Origin of the sequence: Streptomyces flavofungini (assembly GCF_014650815.1) — a bacterium.
GTDB classification, from domain to species: domain Bacteria; phylum Actinomycetota; class Actinomycetes; order Streptomycetales; family Streptomycetaceae; genus Streptomyces; species Streptomyces flavofungini.
Window position 1 is genome coordinate 75,675 of the sequence record NZ_BMVR01000016.1, and the last position, 23,038, is coordinate 98,712.

The 23,038-nt window shown below is 71.5% G+C and carries 23 protein-coding genes and 7 tRNA genes; 19 read left to right on the forward strand and 11 right to left on the reverse strand.

The annotated features are described in order from the left end of the window. Nucleotides 1–113 precede the first annotated feature (113 nt). The 3 genes from IE274_RS32525 to IE274_RS32535 all read left to right on the forward strand — a co-directional run bounded on the left by IE274_RS32525 (nucleotide 114) and on the right by IE274_RS32535 (nucleotide 1,923). Nucleotides 114–317, forward strand: coding sequence for a hypothetical protein (locus IE274_RS32525; RefSeq protein WP_190119529.1), 204 nt, complete (start codon nucleotides 114–116; stop codon nucleotides 315–317). A 292-nt stretch (nucleotides 318–609) separates the two neighbouring features. Then, nucleotides 610–1,554, forward strand: a complete 945-nt coding sequence (locus IE274_RS32530; protein ID WP_190119530.1) for an aminoglycoside phosphotransferase family protein — start codon at nucleotides 610–612, stop codon at nucleotides 1,552–1,554. A 69-nt stretch (nucleotides 1,555–1,623) separates the two neighbouring features. Continuing rightward, complete coding sequence (locus IE274_RS32535) at nucleotides 1,624–1,923, forward strand: TFIIB-type zinc ribbon-containing protein (RefSeq protein WP_190119531.1); 300 nt, start codon at nucleotides 1,624–1,626, stop codon at nucleotides 1,921–1,923. A 72-nt stretch (nucleotides 1,924–1,995) separates the two neighbouring features. Here the strand turns inward: IE274_RS32535 and IE274_RS32540 are convergent. The 5 genes from IE274_RS32540 to IE274_RS32560 all read right to left on the reverse strand — a co-directional run bounded on the left by IE274_RS32540 (nucleotide 1,996) and on the right by IE274_RS32560 (nucleotide 2,487). Beyond that, a tRNA-Val gene (locus IE274_RS32540) sits at nucleotides 1,996–2,067 on the reverse strand. A gap of 41 nt (nucleotides 2,068–2,108) precedes the next feature. Beyond that, nucleotides 2,109–2,180 (reverse strand) — tRNA-Val (locus IE274_RS32545). 45 nt (nucleotides 2,181–2,225) lie between these two features. After that, nucleotides 2,226–2,297, reverse strand: a tRNA-Val gene (locus tag IE274_RS32550). Between the two features lies 1 nt (nucleotide 2,298). Further along, nucleotides 2,299–2,372: transfer RNA gene (locus IE274_RS32555), tRNA-Cys, on the reverse strand. A gap of 42 nt (nucleotides 2,373–2,414) precedes the next feature. Further along, nucleotides 2,415–2,487, reverse strand: a tRNA-Gly gene (locus IE274_RS32560). Nucleotides 2,488–2,643: 156 nt separating this feature from the next. Here IE274_RS32560 and IE274_RS32565 point away from each other — a divergent pair. The 3 genes from IE274_RS32565 to IE274_RS32575 all read left to right on the forward strand — a co-directional run bounded on the left by IE274_RS32565 (nucleotide 2,644) and on the right by IE274_RS32575 (nucleotide 5,425). After that, nucleotides 2,644–3,687: a chorismate-binding protein gene (locus IE274_RS32565; RefSeq protein ID WP_190119532.1), complete on the forward strand. Its 1,044-nt coding sequence runs from the start codon at nucleotides 2,644–2,646 to the stop codon at nucleotides 3,685–3,687. Beyond that, complete coding sequence (locus IE274_RS32570) at nucleotides 3,684–4,505, forward strand: aminotransferase class IV (protein ID WP_190119533.1); 822 nt, start codon at nucleotides 3,684–3,686, stop codon at nucleotides 4,503–4,505. Before IE274_RS32565 ends, IE274_RS32570 begins: the two co-directional genes overlap by 4 nt. A gap of 95 nt (nucleotides 4,506–4,600) precedes the next feature. Then, nucleotides 4,601–5,425 carry a GNAT family N-acetyltransferase gene (locus tag IE274_RS32575; RefSeq protein WP_190119534.1) on the forward strand — a complete coding sequence of 275 codons (825 nt, stop codon included), beginning with the start codon at nucleotides 4,601–4,603 and terminating at the stop codon, nucleotides 5,423–5,425. Between the two features lie 74 nt (nucleotides 5,426–5,499). Here the strand turns inward: IE274_RS32575 and IE274_RS32580 are convergent, their stop codons facing one another. Next, nucleotides 5,500–6,018 (reverse strand): DsbA family protein, encoded by a 519-nt coding sequence (locus IE274_RS32580; protein WP_190119535.1) that lies wholly within the window; start codon nucleotides 6,016–6,018, stop codon nucleotides 5,500–5,502. Nucleotides 6,019–6,212: 194 nt separating this feature from the next. Here IE274_RS32580 and IE274_RS32585 point away from each other — a divergent pair, with 194 nt between their 5' ends. Both IE274_RS32585 and IE274_RS32590 read left to right on the forward strand, forming a co-directional pair. Continuing rightward, entirely contained in the window at nucleotides 6,213–6,665 is a 453-nt protein-coding gene (locus IE274_RS32585) for a hypothetical protein (RefSeq protein WP_190119536.1), read from the forward strand. A 256-nt stretch (nucleotides 6,666–6,921) separates the two neighbouring features. Beyond that, a complete protein-coding gene (locus IE274_RS32590; protein WP_190119537.1) occupies nucleotides 6,922–7,113 on the forward strand; it encodes a hypothetical protein in 192 nt (63 codons plus the stop codon). Nucleotides 7,114–7,204: 91 nt separating this feature from the next. On the opposite strand, the gene IE274_RS32595 is transcribed toward IE274_RS32590, so the two are convergent. Both IE274_RS32595 and IE274_RS32600 read right to left on the reverse strand, forming a co-directional pair. Continuing rightward, nucleotides 7,205–7,885 (reverse strand): CGNR zinc finger domain-containing protein, encoded by a 681-nt coding sequence (locus IE274_RS32595; RefSeq protein ID WP_229909963.1) that lies wholly within the window; start codon nucleotides 7,883–7,885, stop codon nucleotides 7,205–7,207. A 206-nt stretch (nucleotides 7,886–8,091) separates the two neighbouring features. Beyond that, on the reverse strand, nucleotides 8,092–8,505 hold the full coding sequence (locus IE274_RS32600) for an SsgA family sporulation/cell division regulator (protein WP_003959770.1): 414 nt from the start codon (nucleotides 8,503–8,505) through the stop codon (nucleotides 8,092–8,094). 191 nt (nucleotides 8,506–8,696) lie between these two features. Between IE274_RS32600 and IE274_RS32605 the strand changes: the two genes are divergently transcribed. The 4 genes from IE274_RS32605 to IE274_RS32620 all read left to right on the forward strand — a co-directional run bounded on the left by IE274_RS32605 (nucleotide 8,697) and on the right by IE274_RS32620 (nucleotide 10,069). Further along, entirely contained in the window at nucleotides 8,697–9,143 is a 447-nt protein-coding gene (locus IE274_RS32605; protein ID WP_190119538.1) for a TIGR02611 family protein, read from the forward strand. Between the two features lie 84 nt (nucleotides 9,144–9,227). After that, nucleotides 9,228–9,299, forward strand: a tRNA-Val gene (locus tag IE274_RS32610). Between the two features lie 212 nt (nucleotides 9,300–9,511). Next, nucleotides 9,512–9,958, forward strand: a complete 447-nt coding sequence (locus tag IE274_RS32615) for an SRPBCC family protein (protein ID WP_190119539.1) — start codon at nucleotides 9,512–9,514, stop codon at nucleotides 9,956–9,958. Nucleotides 9,959–9,997: 39 nt separating this feature from the next. After that, nucleotides 9,998–10,069: transfer RNA gene (locus IE274_RS32620), tRNA-Val, on the forward strand. A 73-nt stretch (nucleotides 10,070–10,142) separates the two neighbouring features. Here the strand turns inward: IE274_RS32620 and IE274_RS32625 are convergent. Continuing rightward, complete coding sequence (locus IE274_RS32625) at nucleotides 10,143–10,868, reverse strand: 3'-5' exonuclease (RefSeq protein ID WP_190119540.1); 726 nt, start codon at nucleotides 10,866–10,868, stop codon at nucleotides 10,143–10,145. Between the two features lie 167 nt (nucleotides 10,869–11,035). Between IE274_RS32625 and IE274_RS32630 the strand changes: the two genes are divergently transcribed. From IE274_RS32630 to IE274_RS32645, 4 genes are all read left to right on the forward strand, one after another. Beyond that, nucleotides 11,036–11,602, forward strand: a complete 567-nt coding sequence (locus IE274_RS32630) for a DUF4365 domain-containing protein (protein WP_190119541.1) — start codon at nucleotides 11,036–11,038, stop codon at nucleotides 11,600–11,602. Beyond that, nucleotides 11,599–12,828: a hypothetical protein gene (locus IE274_RS32635; protein ID WP_190119635.1), complete on the forward strand. Its 1,230-nt coding sequence runs from the start codon at nucleotides 11,599–11,601 to the stop codon at nucleotides 12,826–12,828. Before IE274_RS32630 ends, IE274_RS32635 begins: the two co-directional genes overlap by 4 nt. Nucleotides 12,829–13,046: 218 nt before the next feature. Further along, the gene (gene thrS, locus IE274_RS32640; protein ID WP_190119542.1) at nucleotides 13,047–15,026 is read left to right on the forward strand and encodes a threonine--tRNA ligase; all 1,980 of its coding nucleotides are present in this window, start codon (nucleotides 13,047–13,049) and stop codon (nucleotides 15,024–15,026) included. 79 nt (nucleotides 15,027–15,105) lie between these two features. Then, nucleotides 15,106–15,666, forward strand: coding sequence for an HIT family protein (locus tag IE274_RS32645; RefSeq protein ID WP_190119543.1), 561 nt, complete (start codon nucleotides 15,106–15,108; stop codon nucleotides 15,664–15,666). Between the two features lie 68 nt (nucleotides 15,667–15,734). Here the strand turns inward: IE274_RS32645 and IE274_RS32650 are convergent, their stop codons facing one another. Next, nucleotides 15,735–17,411 (reverse strand): AbeC-like domain-containing protein, encoded by a 1,677-nt coding sequence (locus IE274_RS32650; protein WP_229909964.1) that lies wholly within the window; start codon nucleotides 17,409–17,411, stop codon nucleotides 15,735–15,737. Nucleotides 17,412–17,613: 202 nt separating this feature from the next. Further along, nucleotides 17,614–19,821: an elongation factor G-like protein EF-G2 gene (locus tag IE274_RS32655; protein WP_190119545.1), complete on the reverse strand. Its 2,208-nt coding sequence runs from the start codon at nucleotides 19,819–19,821 to the stop codon at nucleotides 17,614–17,616. A gap of 260 nt (nucleotides 19,822–20,081) precedes the next feature. Here IE274_RS32655 and pgsA point away from each other — a divergent pair, with 260 nt between their 5' ends. From pgsA to IE274_RS32670, 3 genes are read left to right on the forward strand one after another with little or no spacing between them, the layout of a single operon-like run. After that, nucleotides 20,082–20,756 (forward strand): phosphatidylinositol phosphate synthase, encoded by a 675-nt coding sequence (pgsA, locus tag IE274_RS32660; RefSeq protein ID WP_190119546.1) that lies wholly within the window; start codon nucleotides 20,082–20,084, stop codon nucleotides 20,754–20,756. Next, nucleotides 20,753–21,796 (forward strand): phosphatidylinositol mannoside acyltransferase, encoded by a 1,044-nt coding sequence (locus tag IE274_RS32665; RefSeq protein WP_190119547.1) that lies wholly within the window; start codon nucleotides 20,753–20,755, stop codon nucleotides 21,794–21,796. Before pgsA ends, IE274_RS32665 begins: the two co-directional genes overlap by 4 nt. Then, a complete protein-coding gene (locus IE274_RS32670) occupies nucleotides 21,793–22,959 on the forward strand; it encodes a glycosyltransferase family 4 protein (protein ID WP_190119636.1) in 1,167 nt (388 codons plus the stop codon). Before IE274_RS32665 ends, IE274_RS32670 begins: the two co-directional genes overlap by 4 nt. The last annotated feature ends 79 nt before the right edge of the window (nucleotides 22,960–23,038 follow it).

Sequence of the window (23,038 nt, forward strand, 5' to 3'; positions counted from 1 at the left end):
AAGCGGCGGGTGCAGCACTCGTCCCCCGAGGTCAGACACCCGCCGCTGCCAGCCTCACCAGAACCGACAGAACACCAACAGAACGAACAACAAGGTCAGGAAGGGAGAGAACCATGGCTGACACCGCGCCGCGGACGATGATCCGCACTCAGGGGCGGAAGCTCTCCACCTTGGGCGTGCGGCCTTCCGGAACGCGCCACCCCCTGGTGGCCACGCTCATGGTCCTCCCCCTGGCAGCCCTGCTCACGGTCGCCTTCGGCGGCTGGGACGCAGTGGTCACACAAGCGTCGTCCGTGGGCGTGATGCTGGGGCGCTGAGCGGCGCCCCAGGCCCGGAAGAGCGGTCCGGGCGGGGACATCCGGCCATGAAACCCCGTGGGGACGGGGGTGCGGCGGACGGCACAACAGCCCGCGCAGCTGGGGAGCTGCGCGGGCTGTTTCTTTTCCCGCACATCGGGCACCGACCCGTCCCGGTCATCAGGCACCGACCCGTCCCGGTCATCAGGCATCGAGCCGTCCCGGCCACCGGGCACTGATTCCGTCCCGGTCACCGGGCCCGCCGGGGTCCCGTACGCTCACGCGGTACCCACAGCCGCACCCCGGGGGACCCGTGACCGCCCTGCTGCCCGCCCTGACCGCCCAGGCCAGACTCAGGGCCCGCCACAGCGACGACTGCGCCTGCAGCGACCCGCACGGCGTCCTCGCCGACCGCCCGGACGCCACCGTCGTCCGGCACGCCCAGGTCGTGGCGAAGGCACACGCCCCCGGCACCCCCGAACCCACGCTCACCGCCCGCCTCGCCGCGGCCGCCCACCCGGACCTGGCGGACACCCTCCTCGCCCCGCTGACCGCACGGCCCGACCGCCTCCACGACCGCCTGGTCACCCTGTGGCCGCACGGCACCCCGGTGGACCGCGACGACCCGGACGCCGCCCCCTGGGAAGCGGTGGCCGCCCTCCTCGCCCGGCTGCACCGCACGCCGCCCGCCCGCTTCCAGGCCGGGCTCCCGCCGATGCGCGGCCCCGAGAAGGCGGCCCGTGCCGTGGCCCGCATGCGCGCCTCGGCCCCCCACCCCGCCGCGTCCCCGGTGGAGCGGGCGTGGTCGGTCCTGCCGCCCTGGGCCCGCGACGAGGCTCCGTACCCGGGCCCGCCGCACCTGTGCCACGGCGACCTGCATCTCGGCCAGCTCGTCCGCACGCCCGAGGACCGGTGGCTGCTCATCGACATCGACGACCTGGGCACCGGCAACCCGGCCTGGGACCTGGCCCGCCCCGCGGCCTGGTACGCCTGCGGGCTGCTGCTGCCCGAGGAGTGGACGTCGTTCCTGAACGCCTACCGCGCGGCGGGCGGCCCCGCCGTGCCCGCCGACGGCGCCGACCCCTGGCCCGCCCTCGATGTGCCGGCCCGCGCGCTGACCGTGCAGACGGCGGCACTTGCGATCACGAAGGCGGTGGCGGGGGAGCGGGCCCTGGACGAGGTCGAGGAGACGCTCGTGGACGCCTGCCGCCGGATGGCCGCCGTCCCGCCCGATTTGGCGCCGACCTGCACGAAGTAGGGTGCACTGCACCACGGCCGGGCAGACATCCGGCGAAGCAGTCACGAACGGCGAGGAGTTGAGCCGCCCATGCAGTGCCCCAAGTGCCATGCACCGATGCACACGTACAACCGCAATGGCGTCCAGATCGAGCAGTGCAGCGGTTGCCGCGGGATATTCCTCGACTACGGCGAGCTCGAGGCGCTGACCCGGCTCGAGAGCCAGTGGAACGGTCAGCCCCCGCAGGCCCCACCGGCGGCCCCGGCCTACCCCGCCGCGCCCGCGCCCGCCTGGGGCGCCCCGCAGGGGAGCCACCACGGCCACGGACATCACGGTCATCACGGCCACAAGCGGCACAAGAGCTTTGGGCACATGCTCTTCTCCTCCTGAGCGGCGCACGAACCGAGCCGCACACGACGAAGCCCCCGGCCGTGGAGACGGCCGGGGGCTTCGTGTTCCTTGTGCGCGATACTGGGATTGAACCAGTGACCTCTTCCGTGTCAGGGAAGCGCTCTCCCGCTGAGCTAATCGCGCAGGTCGCCCTGCAGATGCAGAAGCTGGTGGGGCGTACTGCGTGCGCGATACTGGGATTGAACCAGTGACCTCTTCCGTGTCAGGGAAGCGCTCTCCCGCTGAGCTAATCGCGCGGGGAAACCTCTGAATGATCAAGAACCCATGATCAGAGATTCCAGTGGACGATACTGGGATTGAACCAGTGACCTCTTCCGTGTCAGGGAAGCGCTCTCCCGCTGAGCTAATCGTCCTTGGAGGTGGAGACGGGATTTGAACCCGTGTAGACGGCTTTGCAGGCCGTTGCCTCGCCTCTCGGCCACTCCACCAGGAGTTACGGGGGTTCGGGAAGATCCCCCGCGGTTCCTGCGAGCGGACGACCAGGTTCGAACTGGCGACCTCAACCTTGGCAAGGTTGCGCTCTACCAACTGAGCTACGTCCGCTTGTCTTTCCCGGCCCGCTTCCGCGTCCCGGCGACGTGTTGAACTCTAGCGGATTCCTGGGCCAGTACAAAAACGCGTTTGCGCAGCGTGCTGCGCTGGTCACCCGCTCCCCGAGGCCCGGGGCGCGCTCGGGGCGCCGGTCATAGACTCGACGCCGTGCACGACCTGTCTCCTCTGGCGCGCTTCGGCGGCCTCGTCGCGACCGATCTCCGGGACGTGACCAGCGACCCTTCCGCCCTGGACTCGTCCGGCTTCTGGGCGGTGTCCGCGGATTTCGAGGGCCGTCTGGTGTGCGCGCGCTTCGGGCGCGTGCGCCCGGAGCCCGTGCCCACGCCGGCCCCGGGCGCCTGGCGCGGTCCGGCCGCCGGTGACTGGACGTCGTCGCTCGACCGCGCCGCGTATACGGACGGCGTGCGGGTCGTCCGCGACCGCATCGCGGCCGGGGACGTGTACCAGGCGAACCTCTGCCGTGTGCTGTCCGCACCGGTCGCCGAGGGCGCCGACGTGGACGCCCTCACGGCGCTCCTGGCGCGCGGGAACCCGGCCCCGTACGCCGGTACGGTCCGCCTGCCCGGCCACGGCGTGGAGATAGCCACCGCGTCGCCCGAACTGTTCCTGCGCCGCGCGGGCGACGTCATCGAGTCGGGGCCCATCAAGGGCACCGGGCGCACCGAGGCGGACCTCCTGGAGAAGGACTACGCCGAGAACGTCATGATCGTCGACCTGGTCCGCAACGACCTGGGCCGGGTCTGCGGCACCGGCACCGTGACCGTCCCGGACCTGTGCGTCGTCGAGAAGCACCCCGGCCTCGTGCACCTCGTCTCCACCGTCCGCGGCGAACTGCGCCCCGACGCGGGCTGGCCGGAACTGCTCGCCGCCACCTTCCCGCCCGGCTCCGTCACCGGCGCCCCGAAGTCCAGCGCCCTGCGCGTCATCGACGCCCTGGAGACGGCGCCGCGCGGCCCCTACTGCGGCGGCATCGGCTGGGTCGACGCCGACCGGCGCACCGGCGAGCTGGCCGTCGGCATCCGCACGTTCTGGATCGACCGCGGCGAAGGCGTGCTGCGCTTCGGTACGGGGGCGGGGATCACCTGGGGCTCGGACCCCGAGGGCGAGTGGCGCGAGACGGAGCTGAAGGCCGAACGGCTGCTGAAGGTAGCCTCGGGCACGTTCGCACCCAGTGAAGGATCCCCCTCGTGAAGATTTGGCTCAACGGCGGCCTGCAGGATCTCGATTCCGCGCGCGTCTCCGTGCTCGACCACGGACTGACCGTCGGCGACGGCATCTTCGAGACCGTGAAGGCGGTCGCCGGACGGCCGTTCGCGCTCACGCGCCACCTGGACCGGCTGGCCCGCTCCGCCCGCGGCCTGGGGCTGCCCGAGCCGGACCTGGACGAGGTGCGCCGCGCCTGCGCCGCCGTCATCGCCGCCAACCCGATGGCGCTCGGGCGGCTGCGCATCACGTACACCGGGGGTCTCTCGCCGCTCGGCTCCGACCGCGGCGACCAGGGCCCCACGCTCGTCGTCGCGCTCGGCGAGGCCGCGCGCCGCCCCGACTCCACCGCCGTGATTACCGTCCCCTGGACCCGCAACGAACGCGGCGCCCTGACCGGCCTGAAGACCACCTCGTACGCCGAGAACGTCGTCGCCCTCGCCCGCGCCACCGAACAGGGAGCCACCGAGGCGCTGTTCGCCAACACGGTGGGGCAGCTCTGCGAGGGCACCGGGTCCAATGTCTTCGTCGTGCTCGACGGCGAGATCCACACGCCGCCGGTGTCCTCTGGGTGCCTGGCGGGGATTACGCGCGCGCTGGCCGTGGAGTGGACCGGCGCGCACGAGACCGACCTGCCGCTGGACGTCCTCGACCGCGCCGACGAGGTCTTCCTCACCTCGACGCTGCGCGACGTGCAGGGTGTGCACCGCGTCGACGACCGCCAACTGCCGGGCGCGCCGGGACCGGTGACGGCCAAGGCGATGCGGGTCTTCGACGAGCGCGCGGGCGACGACCTCGACCCGTAGGGGGCGAGCGGTCGCGGGGCCGGGACCGGGCGCCGAGGGCGCGTGGCGCGTAAATCCGGATGACGGGGCGGCGCCCAGTGGGTACAACTCCCGTGATGACCACGACCCTGCGGCCGTCCGGGCCGCTCCACGAGAGCTCCAAGGGCGCCAAGTCGCGCGACTACGACGTCTGCGTGAACAGCCGCCCTGTCGGCCGGATCAAGCTGGCCACGCACGCCGCCTTCGGGCCGGGCGTCGCCGAGATTCTGGACCTGCGCATCGACGACCCCGACCGGGGGCGGGGCCGCGCCACGGTGGCGGCGCTCGCCGCCGAGGAGGTGGCGCGCGGCTGGGGCTGCGCCCGGATCGAGGCGATCGTCCCCGCGGGCGCCCCCGGCGCGCTCGCCCTCGCGACGGCGCTCGGCTATGTGGAACGCAACCGGCTGATGGCCAAGCCGCTGCCCCTCAGCCCGCCCGAGCTGCCGGAAGGCACGACGGCACGGGCGATGACGGAGGACGAGTACACGGCGTGGGTCGGCCACACCAGGGCGGCCTACGCGCAGGACTGGATCGACCGGGGCGTACCGGCGGCCCAGGCGCACGCCAAGGCCGAGGCGGACATGAGCAGTTCCCTGGCCGACGGCCTCGCCACCCCCGGCGCCCGGCTCAGCGTCCTGGCCCACGGCGACGAGGTCGTCGGCACCCTGTGGGTCGCGGAGCGCGGCAGTGAGATCTACGTGTACGACATCGAGGTCCGTGCCGAGCACCGCGGCCGCGGGTACGGCCGCGGCCTGATGCTCCTCGCCGAACGACAGTGCCTGGAGGCGGGCAAGGACCGCGTCGGCCTGAACGTCTTCGCGGGCAACACCCCGGCACTGCGCCTGTACGAATCCCTGGGCTACGAGGCGACGGCGTACGCGGTGTACAAGCCGTTGCTCTAGGCACGGCCGCTGCAGGCCGCGGGCGGTCGCGCACGGCCCTGGCGTCCCCCTAGGGCCGACCCATCGGCCAGGCCCTAGCCCGCGAGCAGGCGGTCGGCGATCTCCTCGACGCGCTCGCGCAGGCCGTCCTGGCTCTTGCCGCCGTCCAGGCGCTCCCCGCCCACGACGTACGTCGGCGTCCCGGTGACCCCGATCGCCTTGCCCTCGGCCTGGTCGGCGTCGACGATGAGGATGTGCCGGCCGTCCACCAGGGCGGTGTCGAACTCCTCGGCGTCCAGACCCAGTTCGCGCGCCACCTCCACCAGGAGGGGTTCGCCCTTACGGTCCAGGTCCCCGACCCGGGCCAGGACCGCCTCGACGTACTCCCAGCCCTTCCCCTGCGCCAGCGCCTCCTCGGCGGCCTGCGCGGCGGCGAAGGCGTGCTTGTGCTTCTCCAGGGGGAAGTGGCGCAGCCGCAGCTCGGCCCGGTCGCCGTAGCGGGCCCGTAGGGCGCGCACGTCGTCCAGGGCGGTGCGGCAGTCGGGGCACTGCAGTTCGCACCAGAGGTCGATGACGAGGGGGACGGCGGGGGCCGCGGGGGAGGAGTCGCTCATGCGCACAGTCTCCCAGCCCGCGGGAGCGGGCCCCAACCGGGACCTGTGGCCCGCCCACCGGCACCTGGGGAGGATTCCTGACCCGGATATCTCCCTGATGTCCTCGGTGACCATGGCTTCCGGCGCCCCACCAGGTGCAGGATGGAGGGGAGACCAGCGACACCGCACCGCGCCCGCACGCCTGGAGGACCGGGATGATTGCCGAGACCATCTGCTCCGCCGTAGCCGCGGCCGGCCTCGGCATCGCGGCCGTCACGGCCTACCGCAAGCGTTTCCTGGCCGCGGCCCGCCTGGCCGCGTACGCCCTGGTCCCGATCGGCCTGGTCATGACCGGGGCCGTGGAGTGGGCCGCCGAGACGGCCTTCAGCCCGGTCGCGTGGACGGGCTTCGGCGTCCTCGGCGCGGCCTGGCTGCTGTTCCTGGCGACCCGCGCGGTGGAGCGCCGCACCGGCGGCACCCGCAAGGAGCGCAGGGCCGCCGCGAAGGCCGCCCAGCGCGAGGCCGTCGCCCCCGCCGCGTCCGCCCCCTCCCTGGGCCAGGCCGCCCGCCCGCAGGCCGCGCCCGCCGCCAGGCAGAAGCAGCAGAAGGCCGGCGGCGGCGAGGACTTCAGCGACATCGAGGCGATCCTGAAGAAGCACGGGATCTGAGGTGCCGCAGCGGCACTGAGGAAGGGCTGGCCGAAGCACTGAAGGAGCCCTGACCGAAGCGCTGAAGGGGCACGGAACGCGGCGCGCGCACCGGGCCGCGTTCCACATTCCGGGACCTCGTTCGAGCGTATCCACGGACACCGTTCGCAGGTGCGCCGCGCCGGGCCCACCAAGGTCACGGAATGCGGCGAACTCCCCCATGATCCGCGCGTGTTGGTAAGCGGCGCCCACCGCGCTGCGTCATCATCACCGCGAGATGCTGGACACCACCACACAGAGCGATCCCGCCCCGCTCGACGAGCGGGCAACCGCCGCCGCGGAGCGCGGGACCGACGACGAACCGCGAGGCTGTCTCTTCGCGCTCTCCCAGCCACCGCTGATGATCTTCCTGGCGGTGATCGGCGGCCTGTTGCTCATGGCCTCCCTGCACGACCTGCTGCTGCTCTAGGAACTGTCCGAGCCGCGGGGCCCACGTCGCGCCCTGGGCGCCCGCGCGGGGCCCGGTGTCCCGGTGGGGCACCCGCGCGGGGCCCGGCGCTCTAGACCACCTTCTGGTGCTCCCTGACGTCCGCCGCGCGCGGATGCTGCGGGTCGCCGGTGTCCTGCGCGTCCTGTTCGAGGCCCGCGGCCTCCCGGCGGCGGGCCCGGTACGCGGCGACGTGCAGCCGGTTCCCGCAGGTGCGGCTGTCGCAGTAGCGGCGCGAACGGTTGCGGGACAGGTCGATGAAGGCCCGTCGGCAGTCCGGCGCCTCGCACCGGCGCAGCCGCTCCTGCTCGCCCGCGACGACGAAGAAGGCGAGCGCCATCCCGCAGTCGGCCGCGAGGTGGTCGGCGACGGAGGCGCCCGGCGCGAAGTAGTGCACGTGCCAGTCGTAGCCGTCGTGGTCGGTCAGGCGCGGCGTGGTGCCCGCCGCCGCGATCAGCTCGTTGATCAGGGTCGCCGCCGCATGCGGCTCGGTGGCCGCGAAGACCTCGGCGAACCGGCCCCGGATGCGGCGCACGCCCGCGAGATCCCGCTCCGTGAGCACACCGACGTCGCTGATCGCGTTGCGCTGCACGAACGCGTTGAGCGCCGCCAGGTCCGCGAGCCCGTCGGCGCTCTCAGCGCGGCCGCCGTGCCCGCTGCTCTCCCCGCTTTCGCCGCTCTCCTCGTCTGGCGCGGAGTTCACCAGATCGACCACGGCGTCGAGCGCACACCGGGTGTCGTGGGTGATCAGCACGATTCGCTCCCTGGCCTGGGGGTCGGGCCGGCGCCCGCCTGATGCTGGCCGATGCTAGCGGCTCGCGCCCAGCACGCCACGGCGCCGGTGCCGCGGAAATCCGCGGCACCGGCGCCGGTGCCTGCTGCCTGCCGATATGTCGTTGTCGTACCCGCGCCGTCGCCCCGAGTCGGACGGCGCCCTGCGGCTCCCGGATCTTGGCCGGACTAGCTTTCGGCCAAAATGTGCGAGAGCTCCGTGTCGAGATCGAAGTGGCGGTGTTCGGTGCCGGGCGGCACGGCCGCGTCGGTACGCTTCAGAAACGATTCCAGGGCCCGCGCCGGGGCCTCGAGCAGAGCCTCACCCTCGGGGGAGCTCAGGGCGATGCAGACAACGCCCTGGCCATGGCTTCGGGACGGCCAGACTCGGACGTCTCCGGTGCCGGTGGGCCGGTGCAGGCCCTCGGCGAGGAGATCACGGGCGAACACCCATTCGACAGTCTCCTCGGCTCCGGTGTGGAAGGTGGCGTGCACGGCATAGGGATCGGCCGTGTCATACCGCAGTCCTGCGGGTACAGGCAGTGAGGACTCGCTCGACACAACGAGGCGCAGGTGCAGCTCGCAGCTGACCGTGGTGTTCATAAGCGCCAGGGCCTTTCGCTCAGTGTGCGCTCGGGGATTCGCACGTCGGCGAAATCGACATGCCACCTACGGTGCCGTTGTAAACCCCTCTGGGAGTTTTGGGTGTCTTTAGGTGGCTCGTATGGCGGACTGTCCGATTGGTTCGTACGGCCATTCCGGTGACGGGTTTCTGTCCGGTAAGGTTTGGCTGCATGAATACGGGGAGTGACGAGTCGAAGGTGGTCGACACCGTCGACGACGTGGCCGGGCAGGCCAAAGCCGAGAAGCCCTTCGGATCGCGGGCGCCTGAGTTCATCAAGGCCCGCCGGTCGCTGCACCTGAGCTGGCAGGTCGGCGTGTTCATCGTGGGTCTGGCTGTGGTCGTCGCGGGCATCATCATGCTGCCCCTGCCGGGGCCGGGCTGGGTGGTGATCTTCGGCGGCATGGCGATCTGGGCGACCGAGTTCGTCTGGGCGCAGCTGGTGCTCCGCTGGACGAAGCGGAAGGTCACCGAGGCCGCGCAGCGCGCCCTCGACCCACGGGTGCGCCGCCGCAACATCATCCTCACGAGCATCGGCCTGTTGATCTTCGCGGCCCTCGGCGGGATCTATCTGTGGAAGTTCGGCATCCAGATGCCCTGGAAGATCAACGATCAGTGAGGCGGGCCCCGTCGGGGTGCGTGCCACCCCGGTCGGGGTGGTCGGAGGCACCCTCTGACATGGGGTAATGTTCTCTCTGCGCCCGGGCGATTAGCTCAGTGGGAGAGCGCTTCGTTCACACCGAAGAGGTCACTGGTTCGAACCCAGTATCGCCCACCCGGGATTGTGGCCCGGAGGCTGGAAACAGCCTCCGGGCCACAGTCGTATGCCCAGACGCATGCCGGGTCGTATACACGGCCGTATGTGACGGCCTTTCATGGAAATTCACACCCCGTGCGAGCCTTGCGGAATAACTCGTTCCTATTTCTGTGAGTTGACGATCCGTCCGCTCTGTCGCGCGGAAATCACCCCGGGCGCAGACTGGCCCCATGGACTGGTGCCATTACCGCTTCCGCAGCGTATGGAATCTGCCCGCCGCCCCCGAGACGGTGTACGCCGTCCTGGAGCAGGCCCAGGACTACCCGCGCTGGTGGCCGCAGGTGCGCGCCGTGGCCCCGCTCGACGAGCGCACCGGCACCGCACGCCTGCGCTCCCTGCTCCCGTACGACATCGTCGTCACCGCCGAGGAGCGCCGCCGCGACCCCGGCCACGGCGTCCTGGAGATCGCCATGACCGGCGACCTCGAAGGCTGGGCACGCTGGACCCTCACCGCCGCCGACGGCGGCACCCGGGCCCGCTACGACCAGGAGGTCGAGGTCCGCAAGGCCCTCATGCGGCGCCTCGCCGTACCCGGCCGGCCTCTCTTCCGCGTCAACCACGCCCTGATGATGCGGTCGGGGCGGCGGGGGCTCGTCGCGTACCTGGAAGCGGTTTGAACCAACCGCGTCCGGACCTGTATTGTTCAGTGCGTTCCCGGGCGATTAGCTCAGTGGGAGAGCGCTTCGTTCACACCGAAGAGGTCACTGGTTCGAACCCAGTATCGCCCACCCGGAGAATGCCGGTCCGTCCCCGACGGACCGGTTTTTTCATGCCCGCGCCCGACGGGCCGCGCCCCGACGGTCAAGCCGCAGCGGGCAGTTCGGGACGCAACGGCCACGCGGGATCCACCAGCTCCGGCGTACCGCTGCGCGCGAACCACGCCTGCAGCCCACGCGCCTGCGCCGCGTGCCACACCGCCTGCAACGTGTGCAACTCGGCGGGGGACAGGCGCTCCAGACGACCGGAGAAACGGCGCCCCACCGCACGCACGACATCCAGCGCCGCCTGCGCGTCGGCCGCCGCGTCGTGCGCGCCCGCCAACTCCACCTCGTAGTGCTCGCACAGGTCCGTCAGCGTGCGACGGCCCTTGCGATAGCGGTCCAGATGGCGGTCCAGGACCCGCGGATCCAGGACGCACAGCGGACGACTCTCCAGATAGCGCGAGAGCGACGAGGCCCGATGCCTGCGCAACTCCCGGTCGAACAGCGTCAGATCGAACGGCGCGTTCATCACCACCAACGGCCTGCCCGCCGCGCCCTGCTCCGCCAACTCGCGCCCTATCTCCTCCATCACCGGAGCCGGCCAACGGCCGTTGCGCTCCAGATGCTCCTGTGTCAGCCCGTGCACCGCGGTCGCGGCGGCGGGCACCGGGACGCCCGGGTTCACCAGCCATCGGGTGACACGGGGCCGGGCCCCCGCGCCGTTCTGGACGACGACGGCGGCCGACACGATCCGGTCGGTCTCGACGTCCACACCCGTGGTCTCTGTGTCGAATGCGGCCAAAGGGCCCTCGTACCAGCACGTCATCCTGACGCAACTCCTCGTTCAGCTCCGGCAGTTGACCTGCGTAACTGCCCACGCTGGTGATACCCGAGCCGTTTGCGCCGAACCCGGCCCGGAGACAACACAGGTACAGGGCACGGACATCGACCGGCCCGAGCGGGAAAACGTCTGGTTCGGAAGGCTTGTTGAACATGGCGCTCGCGCAGCCCGAACAGGGTGGGCTGCTGCCCGAGCGGATCGCACCGCCGCGCGGCACACTCGCCACCACCGCCTGCATGGAGACCCTTCAGGTGGGCTATCTGCACGCCGTCGCGGCAGCGGCCGGGTGCTCGCTCTCCCAGCCCTTTCCGGACAACGGCATCGACTGGCACGTCAGCCACAGCGCCCCGGGGCACACGGTCGACGACGAAGTCACCATCAAGGTGCAGCTCAAGTGCACCTACCAGATCCCGCCCCGACCGGCCGGGCCCGCCTTCTCCTTCACCCTGGACAACCCGCACCTGGAGAAGCTCGCCCGTACCCCCGTGTCGGTGCACAAGATCCTCGTCGTGATGATCGTGCCCCGCTCCCGCGACGACTGGCTGCGCGCCGGACACGACCGGCTCGACCTGCGGCACTGCTGCTACTGGACCAACCTCGCCGGACACCCGGTGACGGGTCGGCGAAGGACCACCGTCCGCGTCCCGACCTCGCGGATCTTCGACGACCGCGCGCTCTGCGAGATCATGACGCGGGTCGGGACGGGAGGGAGACCCTGATGCACCGCCCGATCGACGAGCCCCCGCCGCCCCGCGGCCCCCGGCCCCACCCCGTCCACACCCCCGGCCTCTGGTCCGACCCGCCCGCACCCGGCCAGGTCGACCCCGCCGTCCTCGGCGCCCTCCTCGACCGGCACGGCTGGCACCGCCGCGGCGGCGCCGCCGGACGCTACTCCCGCTGGACCCCACCAGGACCCGGCACCGGCGGCACCAGCCTGCTCGTACCGGAGAGCCGCGCCTTCCCCGACTGCGAGGACCTGATCGGCGAGGCGCTGACCGCACTCGCCCGCAGCTCCTCGCCGTCCGCCCGCGAAGTCCTCGTCTCCCTCACCGTGCCCAGCGACGAGATCCGCTGGTGGCGCGACGTGCCCAGCGGGCCCGCCGACACCGCGCCCTGGACCGTCGAGGAACGCCTGCGTGCCGCCGCCCGCCGGATGCTGCTCGCCGGAGCACTCGCCGCGCGGGCCCGCGCCGGGTACTACGGCGCACGCCACCGCCGCCCCGCGACCGCACTCCTGGAGGAGATCCTCGTCGGCCCCGCCCCCGGCGGACGCCGCCTGACCGCGTTCGTACCGGTCACCGCCGGGCGGCCGCTCGCCGTCCGGCTGCACCAGGCGCTGTACGCCGCCCGTGAGGCCGTCGACTACCGGCGGGCCACCGGCGGCATGGACGCCTTCGACGGAGCCGTCGCCGCGGGCGTCAGCCACGAACTCATCGAGGCCGTCGTCGCCCTCGTCCGCGGCACCGAGGGCGCCCGGGTCGAAGTCGCCTGGTCACCCGCGGCCGGGGTGCCCGAGGGCTGCGCCGCGGCCGTCGAGCCCGTCGAGTTCTCGCCCGGGGACCTGCCCGTGCTGCGCGAGGCCAGCGCCCGCTATCGGCACGCGGAGCCGTCGGTGCCGGTGCGGATCACCGGGGCCGTGGTGCGCATGCGGCGGTCGGGGCCGCGGGGGGCCGGGACGGTGCGGGTGCGGGTGCTCGCGGGCGCGGAGGTCCCGCACGTCCGGATGGCCCTCGACGAGGAGGACTACCGCATCGCCGGGCAGGCGCATCTGGTCGGCCTGCCGATCCGGGTGCACGGCCGTCTGGAGAGCCGGGGCGGCTTCCGCAGGCTCACGGAGGCGGCCGAGGTGGTGCCGGTGCAGGTCGACGAGGCCGAGCGGGACCGCCTGATGAAGTCGCTCCAGGAGAATCTGGACTTCTTCGAGGAGGCGTGCAGCGGGGACTGAGGAGGCGCCCGGCGGGGACTGGAGGGCGTGCGGCGGCCGGGACTGGAGGGCGGGGCGGGGGCTTGCGCGCGGGCGGTGGCGGGCGTGGTGGGCCGGGGCCGTGCTTAACCGTTTCGCGATGGGCCCCCGGGGCTCGGTACGATTCGTTGCGCGTGCAGGAGCAGATCTGCCGCGGCCCGCTTCCAGGCAGGGCAGCCCCCTTCAGGCAGGAGAAACCGGTGTCAGACGTCCGTGTGATCATCCAACGCGATTCCGAGCGGGATGAACGCGTGGTGACCACGGGCACCACGGCCGCCGACCTGTTCGACGGCGAGCGCACCGTCGTCGCGGCCCGCGTGGGCGGCGAGCTGAAGGACCTGGCCTACGCGGTCGCCGACGGCGAGGTCGTCGAGCCCGTCGAGATCTCCTCCGAGGACGGCCTGAACATCCTGCGGCACTCCGCCGCGCACGTCATGGCGCAGGCCGTGCAGAACCTCTTCCCCGACGCCAAGCTCGGCATCGGCCCGCCCATCCGGGACGGCTTCTACTACGACTTCGACGTCAAGGAGCCCTTCACCCCCGAGGACCTCAAGCGCATCGAGAAGAAGATGCAGGAGATCCAGAAGCGGGGCCAGCGCTTCGCGCGCCGCGTCACCAACGACGACGACGCCCGCGTCGAGCTCGCCGACGAGCCGTACAAGCTGGAGCTCATCGGCCTCAAGGGCAACGCCGCGAACGCCGCCGACGGCGCGGACGCGGAGGTCGGCGCCGGCGAGCTGACCATCTACGACAACGTGGACGCCAAGACCGGCGAGCTGTGCTGGAAGGACCTCTGCCGCGGTCCGCACCTGCCCACCACCCGGAACATCCCCGCGTTCAAGCTGATGCGCTCCGCCGCCGCCTACTGGCGCGGCAGCGAGAAGAACCCGCAGCTCCAGCGCATCTACGGCACCGCGTGGCCCTCCAAGGACGAGCTGAAGGCGCACCTGGAGTTCCTCGCCGAGGCCGAGAAGCGCGACCACCGCAAGCTCGGCGCGGAGCTCGACCTGTTCTCCTTCCCGGAGGAGCTCGGCCCCGGCCTCGCGGTCTTCCACCCCAAGGGCGGCGTGGTCCGCAAGGTGATGGAGGACTACTCGCGGCGCCGCCACGAGGAGACCGGCTACGAGTTCGTGAACACCCCGCACATCTCGAAGGAGCACCTCTTCGAGACCTCGGGGCACCTGCCGCACTATGCGGAGGGCATGTTCCCGCCCATCGAGTTCGACGGGCAGAACTACCGCCTCAAGGCCATGAACTGCCCGATGCACAACCTGATCTTCAAGTCGCGCGGCCGTTCCTACCGTGAACTGCCGCTGCGCCTCTTCGAGTTCGGCACGGTGTACCGCTACGAGAAGTCGGGCGTCGTGCACGGCCTGACCCGCTCGCGCGGCTTCACCCAGGACGACTCGCACATCTACTGCACCAAGGAGCAGATGGCCGAGGAGCTGGACAAGCTCCTCACCTTCGTCCTCGACCTGCTGCGCGACTACGGCCTGAACGAGTTCGAGCTGGAGCTGTCCACCCGCGACGAGTCGGACAAGTTCATCGGCACGGACGAGGACTGGGCCGAGGCCACGGAGGCGCTGCGCCAGGCCGCCGAGAAGCAGGGGCTGCCGCTGGTGCCGGACCCGGGCGGAGCCGCGTACTACGGCCCGAAGATCTCCGTGCAGGCGCGGGACGCGATCGGCCGGTCCTGGCAGATGTCGACCCTCCAGGTGGACTTCAACCAGCCCAAGCGGTTCGGTCTCGAGTACACCGCGGCGGACGGCTCCAAGCAGCAGCCCGTCATGCTGCACCGCGCGCTGTTCGGTTCGATCGAGCGGTTCTTCGGTGTGCTGCTCGAGCACTACGCGGGCGCCTTCCCGGCGTGGCTGGCGCCGGTCCAGGCGGTCGGGATTCCGGTCGGGGACGCGCACGTGCCGTACCTCCAGGAGTTCGCGGAGGAGGCCAGGAAGCACGGGCTCCGGGTCGAGGTGGACGCCTCGTCCGACCGGATGCAGAAGAAGATCAGGAACGCGCAGAAGGCCAAGGTCCCGTTCATGATCATCGTCGGTGACGACGACATGAACGCGGGCGCGGTGTCCTTCCGCTACCGGGACGGGTCGCAGGAGAACGGGATCGCCCGTGCCGAGGCGATCGCGAAGCTCGTGGACGTGGTGGAGCGCCGCGCTCAGGCGTGATGTCCGCCGCCTGAGGCGGCCAGGCACGGAGGGGCGGTCCCGTTCGGGGCCGCCCCTCGTCACGTCCTCATCGGGGAATATGCTGGCGACCATGACGATTGAGCCGGAGCAGCAGATCGGAGTGGGGACGCAGGACGCGTTCCAGCGCCTGTGGACGCCCCATCGGATGGCGTACATCCAAGGGGAGAACAAGCCCACCGGTCCCGAAGCCGACGACGGCTGTCCGTTCTGCTCGATCCCGGCGAAATCGGACGAGGACGGACTCGTCGTCAAGCGCGGCGAGCACGTGTACGCGGTGCTCAACCTGTACCCCTACAACGGTGGCCACATGATGGTCGTCCCGTACCGGCACGTCGCCGATTACACGGACCTCACCGGGCCGGAGACCGTCGAGCTCGCGGAGCTGACGAAGCAGGCGATGACCGCGCTGCGCAAGGCGTCCGGCGCCCACGGCTTCAATCTGGGCATGAACCAGGGCACCGTCGCCGGTGCCGGTATCGCCGCCCACCTGCACCAGCACATCGTGCCGCGCTGGGGTGGCGACACGAACTTCATGCCGGTCGTCGGCCACACCAAGGTGCTCCCGCAACTCCTCGCGGACACCCGCAAGATGCTCGCGGAGGCGTGGCCTGCGGCCTAGCGTACGGACGTACGCGAAGGGGGGGGCGGCGCGATCCGATCGCGCCGCCCCCCTTCGCGTGGCCGGAGCTACGTCCCGTACACGTCGGCGTTGCGCGGCATCGGGTCCTGCACCGCTCCGCTGAGGAACGTGGCGCGGCCGCTGAAGCGGTCGGTGTTCACGCCGTTCTCCTCCAGGACCTTGATGGCCGCGGAGTGCACGACGCGCAGCACCGGGGTGGCGGCGCGCAGCGCGTCGTCGGCCATGAAGCGGTGCCGCCAGGGCTTGTCGGCCCAGGCGTGGCGGAGGCCGAAGGGCTCGGGCAGGACGAGCTTGCCGCCCAGGTAGTCCAGTATCGGCGGATACCAGGTGAAGGGGGCGCGGACGGCGAGGCGCACCACCTCCTGGGCGTCGACGAGCGGCAGTTGCCGGGTCTTGGTCTCCCAGAACTTGATGGTCTTGCTGACGGTCTTGGTCTTGGGGGAGGGCTTGCTGGTGAACAGCGAGTGCACGGGGCCGAGGGCGTGGCCGGTGACCTCGATGCGCAGGGTCTCGTGCAGGACGGTCACGGTGATGAGCATGGTGATCACCAACTGGCCGTCCCAGAGGGTGAACTGAACGCCCAGGTAGTGCCGGTCGCCGCTGCCGAACTGCTGCTCGTTGCAGATGCGCTGTATTTCGTGGCCCTTGATCTGGAAGGCGTCGACGTCGGTGCCGGAAGGGCGGGAGACTGATCCGGCGTTCTCTCCGATGGGGGTGACGACCCAGTGCCTTATCGACGGCGTGGGGAAGCCGCCGGTGTGCAGCGGGCCGCGCTCCAGCATGCGGAGCTGGTCGTGCACCGCGCGTATGACGTCCCAGCTGCGGAACGGGTTGATCTCCTTGCCCTCGTCGCGTGGGGTGAGCTCCTCGGCGAGCTGCCAGCTGCCCCAGCGGGTGCCCATGCCCAGTATTCCCTTGGGCCCGGCGTAGAAGACGGAGTTGGACTGCTGCTCGGCGGAGAGGCGGGCGAGGCCCTGGCGCAGCCGCTCGGCGGCGGTCTCGCCGGGGCTGCCGGGGACGGCTTCGGGGATCTTGGCGCCGATGCCGCCGCCCGCGAGCAGGCTGTCCCAGCGGTCGCGCAGGTCCCTGGCGGTGCCTTCGGCGACGTGCTTGGCCCAGAACCAGCCGAGCACGGGCACGATGAGGCAGATCCGCAGATACCAGGCCCAGAAGCCGCCGAAGGGCAGCTTGATCAGGAGCAGCACGACGAGGACGCCGAGGGCGACGAGGAGGGCCGTGGCGATCGCCTGGGTGCGCTTGTCCTTCTGCTTGGAGATCCACCGGCGGGCGGTGAAGACCAGGAGCCAGGCCAGCAGACCGGGCAGGAAGAGCAGTCCGCACAGCACCATGACGGCCGTGAGCCAGCTGTCGCGCTGCCTGCGGATGCGGTTGGCCGCTAGACAGTGCTCGACGACCGCCTGCGGTTCGGTGCCGAAGGACTGGATGAGCGCCGGGCGGGCGCCGCCGAGCATCCGGACCTGCACGGTCCGTGAGAAGGCCTCGCCCAGGCTGGGCTTGCACAGCGACCACAGTCCGGGCTTCACCACGGATTTGTGCCAGTCGCTGTTGGCCTTCAGGATGTCGTCGACCTCGCCGTCGCGATACGCCGCCGAGGCCAGGGCATGCGTCGCCGCGGTCTGCCCGGCGGCTCCCGACAGCGGGACCTGGGCCCCCGGCCTGAAGTCGAATACGTCGTCCGCCACCTGCCGCCCCCAACGCCGCATCGCCCCTGGCGCCGCGACTCTTCCCGACTGCGTTGTTCCCGAGATTCCCGACTGCGCTGCCCGGCACACCTGTTGACCTGGCCGGTACAGCTTTTGATCAGGTCATCAGCGTATCGGTGCGCACTGACATCCGGCAGGGGGCGGTGAAATGCCGCCCGCCGAAGGGGTTCTCGGCGGGCGGCATCGTGGCCGGTCGGGTCAACTAGACGCCGTTTTCGGCCTGTTCGCGGATCTTCTGGGAGAGCTGCGGGGGCATCGGTTCGTGCCGGGCGTAGCACCGGCTGAAGCGTGCGGTGCCCTGGGAGAGGGAGCGCAGGTCCACCGCGTACCGGCCGATCTCGATCTCGGGCACCTCGGCCCGTACCAGGGTGCGTCCGCCCGGGGCCTGTTCGGTGCCGACGACGCGGCCGCGCCGTCCGGACAGGTCGCTCATGACGGAGCCCACGTGCTCGTCGCCGACGAGGACGCGCACCTCGGCGACGGGTTCGAGCAGGTGGATGGTGGCGTCCGCGGCCGCTTCCCGGAGCGCGAGCGCGCCGGCCGTCTGGAACGCGGCGTCGGAGGAGTCCACCGAGTGCGCCTTGCCGTCGAGGAGCGTGACACGTACGTCGATGAGCTGGTAGCCGGCCGCGACGCCCTTGGCCGCCTGGGCGCGGATGCCCTTCTCCACGGAGGGGATGAACTGCCGGGGCACCGCGCCGCCGACGACCTTGTCGACGAACTCGATGCCGCTGCCGCCGGGCAGCGGCTCCACCTCGATCTCGCAGATGGCGAACTGGCCATGGCCGCCGGACTGTTTGACGTGGCGGCCGCGCCCGGTGGACTTGCCGCCGAACGTCTCCCGCAGGGAGACCTTGTGGGGTACGAGGTCGACCTGCACGCCGTAGCGGTTGCGCAGCCGCTCCAGGGCGACGTCCGCGTGCGCCTCGCCCAGGCACCACAGGACCACCTGGTGGGTGTCCTGGTTCTGTTCGAGCCGCATCGTCGGGTCCTCGGCGACGAGCCGGGAGAGGCCCTGGGAGAGCTTGTCCTCGTCGGCCTTGCTGTGCGCCTCGATGGCCAGCGGGAGCAGCGGGTCGGGCATGTCCCAGGGCTCCATCAGGAGCGGGTCGTCCTTGGCCGAGAGGGTGTCGCCGGTCTCGGCGCGGCCGAGTTTGGCGACGCAGGCCAGATCGCCCGCGATGGCCTGGCTGAGCGTGCGCTGCTGCTTGCCGAACGGGGAGGACAGGGCGCCGACGCGCTCGTCGACGTCGTGGTCCTCGTGGCCCCGGTCGGCGAGGCCGTGGCCCGACACGTGCACGGTCTCGTCGGGGCGCAGCGTCCCGGAGAAGACGCGGACCAGCGAGATTCGGCCGACGTACGGGTCGGAGGCGGTCTTGACCACCTCGGCGGCGAGGGGGCCCTCGGGGTCGCAGGTGAGGGCCGGACGGGGCTTTCCCGCGGGGGTGGTGACGGCCGGGGCGGGGTGTTCCAGGGGGGTGGGGAAGCCGCCGGTGATGAGCTCCAGGAGTTCGACGGTGCCGATGCCCTGGCGGGCGCCCTCGGCGGCGGGGGCGGCGGCGAGCACGGGGTGGAAGATGCCGCGCGCGACGGCCCGTTCCAGGTCCTGGACGAGGGTGTCGTAGTCGATGTCCGCGCCGCTGAGGTAGCGGTCCATCAGGGACTCGTCCTCGCTCTCGGCGATGATCCCCTCGATGAGTTTGTTGCGGGCCTCCTCGATCAGCGGCAGTTGGTCGGCGCCGGGTTCGGACTCCTTGCGTTCGCCCGACGCGTAGTCGAAGACCCGCTGCGAGAGCAGTCCGACCAGGCCGGTGACGGGCGCGTGCCCGTCGGGTCCCTGCTCGCCGTGGAGCGGCAGGTACAGCGGGAGCACGGCGTCGGGGTCGTCGGCGCCGAAGGCCTCGGCGCAGCACCGCGTCATGTCCGTGAAGTCGGCGCGCGCCGCCTCCAGGTGCGTGACCACGATGGCCCGGGGCATGCCGACGGCCGCGCACTCCTCCCACACCATGCGGGTCGCGCCCGTGATGCCCTCGGCGCCCTCGGCCGCCGAGACGACGAAGAGGGCCGCGTCCGCGGCGCGCAGACCGGCCCTCAGTTCACCGACGAAGTCGGCGTATCCCGGGGTGTCCAGGATATTGATCTTGTAGCCGCCCCATGCGACGGGGACGAGGGACAGCTGTACGGAGCGTTGCTGGCGGTGCTCTATGTCGTCGTAGTCCGAGACCGAGGTGCCGTCCTCCACCCGGCCCGCCCGGTTCACCGCCCCCGCGGTCAGCGCGAGGGCCTCCACCAGAGTCGTCTTGCCCGATCCGCTGTGGCCGACCAGCACCACATTCCGTACGGACGCGGGATGGTCGGCCGTCGCTGCCCTGCCGGCGGCTCCGGGGTGTGCATTCGCCTTGTCGCCCATGCCTTGGCCTCCCGGTTACGCGCATGGATGAGGAGGCTCAGCCCCCTCAGGGATGCTGGCTGTGCGCGGACACGCGGGACCCGCGTGCGGGGGCGGCTCCGGCGACGCCCGCGGTGCTTCCGAGCTTTGCACTCGTGTCACGGTGCGTCCATACGTCGTACGCGATCGTGAGGGGGCGAGCCGGTGTGTCGCGGGCGTGACTACGATGGGCCAGCCGGTGGCCAACGGGGCCGCCATGGGCACCGACCCTCGGGAAGGCCATGCTGAACAAGTACGCGCGTGCATTCTTCACGCGTGTCCTCACACCGTTCGCCGCGTTTCTCATCCGCCGCGGGGTCAGTCCCGACACGGTGACGTTCATCGGCACGGCCGGTGTCGTGGCGGGAGCGCTGGTCTTCTACCCCAGGGGAGAGTTTTTCTGGGGCACGGTCGTCATCACGCTGTTCGTGTTCTCGGACCTGGTCGACGGCAACATGGCACGCCAGCTCGGCCGCTCCAGCAGGTGGGGGGCGTTCCTCGACTCCACCCTCGACCGGGTCGCGGACGGCGCGATCTTCGGTGGCTTCGCGCTCTGGTACGCCGGGTCCGGCGACGACAACATCCTGTGCGCGGTCTCCCTCTTCTGCCTGGCCAGCGGCCAGGTCGTGTCGTACACGAAGGCACGCGGCGAGGCGATCGGGCTGCCGGTCGCCGTCAACGGCCTGGTCGAGCGGGCCGAGCGCCTGGTGATCTCGCTGGTCGCGGCGGGCTTCGCGGGGCTGCACAAGTTCGGGGTTCCGGGCATCGACGTGCTGCTTCCCGTCGCCCTGTGGATCGTCGCCGTCGGCAGCCTCGTCACGCTGGTGCAGCGCGTGGTGACCGTGCGCCGCGAGGCGGAGGAGGCGGACCAGGAGGCCGCCAACGAGACGCCCCAGGAGAGCGAGACGGCCTCATGAGCCGCACTACGGAGAAGCTCACTGACGCGCTGTACGGCCTCGGCTGGAGCACCGTCAAGAAGCTTCCCGAGCGCACCGCCGTGCGCCTGGGCCGCACCATCGCCGACCTCGCCTGGAAGCGGCGCGGCAAGGGCGTCCTGCGCCTGGAGGCGAACTACGCGCGCGTGGTGCCCGACGCGTCCCCGGCGCGCCTGGCCGAGCTGTCCAAGGCGGGCATGCGCTCGTACATGCGGTACTGGATGGAGTCCTTCCGGCTGCCCGCCTGGAGCAAGGACCGGATCAGGAACGGGTTTGCCGCCGACGATCTGCACCACCTCACCGACGGCCTGGCCTCGGGCCGGGGCGTGATCCTCGCGCTGCCGCACCTGGGCAACTGGGACCTGGCCGGGGCCTGGGTCACCACGAAGCTGGAGACCCCGTTCACGACCGTGCAGGAACGGCAGAAGCCCGAGTCCCTGTACGACCGCTTCGTGGCCTACCGCAGCGGCCTCGGCATGGAGGTCCTGCCGCACACCGGCGGCTCCGCCTTCGGGACGCTGGCACGCCGCCTGCGCGCGGGCGGGCTCGTCTGCCTGGTCGCGGACCGCGACCTGTCGGCTTCCGGCGTCGAGGTGAAGTTCTTCGGCGAGAGCGCGCGGATGCCCGCAGGGCCCGCCGCGCTCGCCCAGCAGACCGGGGCCCTGCTGCTTCCGGTGACGCTCTGGTACGACGACTCGCCCATCATGCGCGGCCGCGTCCACCCGCCGGTCGACGTGCCCGAGACGGGGACGCGCGGCGAGAAGACGGCCGCCATGACGCAGGCGCTCGCCGACGCGTTCGCCACGGGGATCGCCGACCATCCGGAGGACTGGCACATGCTGCAGCGCCTGTGGATCGCGGACCTGGACCCGGCGAAGGCGCCGTCTTCGGAGTCATCGCCTTCCGAACCGTCGCCTTCCGAACCGTCGCCTTCCGCGCCGACGCCTTCCGCACCGTCGCCCACGGAGACATCGCCTTCCACATCGAGGTCTACGGAGACGCCGGGCGAGGGGTCGCCGTGAAGGTCGGCATCGTCTGCCCCTACTCCTGGGACGTGCCGGGCGGCGTCCAGTTCCACATCCGCGATCTGGCGGAGCACCTCATCCGCCTGGGACATGAGGTCTCCGTCCTCGCGCCTGCGGACGACGAGACCCCACTGCCGCCGTACGTGGTGTCGGCGGGCCGGGCCGTTCCGGTTCCCTACAACGGCTCCGTGGCACGGCTGAACTTCGGATTCCTTTCGGCCGCGCGGGTGCGGCGGTGGCTGCACGACGGCACCTTCGACGTGATCCACATCCACGAGCCGACCTCCCCGTCGCTCGGCCTGCTCACGTGCTGGGCGGCGCAGGGTCCGATCGTCGCCACGTTCCACACCTCCAACCCGCGCTCGCGAGCCATGATCGCCGCGTACCCGATCCTGCAGCCCGCCCTGGAGAAGATCAGCGCGCGCATCGCGGTCAGCGAGTACGCGCGCCGCACGCTCGTGGAGCACCTGGGCGGCGACGCGGTGGTCATCCCCAACGGCGTCGACGTCGAGTTCTTCGCCCGCGCCGAGCCCAAGCCCGAGTGGCAGGGCCAGACGATCGGCTTCATCGGGCGCATCGACGAGCCCCGCAAGGGCCTGCCGGTGCTGATGCGGGCCCTGCCCCGGATCTTCGCGGCGCGCCCCGAAGCCCGCCTCCTGGTGGCCGGCCGCGGCGACGAGGAGGAGGCCGTCGCCTCCCTGCCCGCCGAGCTGCGCTCCCGCGTGGAGTTCCTCGGCATGGTCAGCGACGAGGACAAGGCGCGCCTGCTGCGCAGCGTCGACGTGTACGTCGCCCCGAACACCGGCGGCGAGAGCTTCGGCATCATCCTCGTCGAGGCGATGTCCGCGGGCGCCCCCGTACTCGCCAGCGACCTCGACGCCTTCGCCCAGGTCCTCGACCAGGGCGCGGCGGGCGACCTGTTCGCCAACGAGGACGCCGACTCCCTGTCCGACGCGGCGATCCGCCTCCTGCGCGACCCCGGCCGCCGCGAGGAGCTGCGCGAGCGGGGCAGCAAGCACGTCCGCCGCTTCGACTGGTCGACGGTCGGAGCGGACATCCTGTCGGTCTACGAGACGGTGACGGACGGCGCGGCGGCGGTGGCCACGGACGAACGCACGGGCCTGCGGGCACGCTTCGGCTTGGCGAAGGACAAGTTGTAGCGCTGGGCGCGACGGGGTGCGGGGGCCCGTCCGGCCGACGGGGGAAGCAATCAGCCCGTCCGGCGCTTGAGGACGAAGG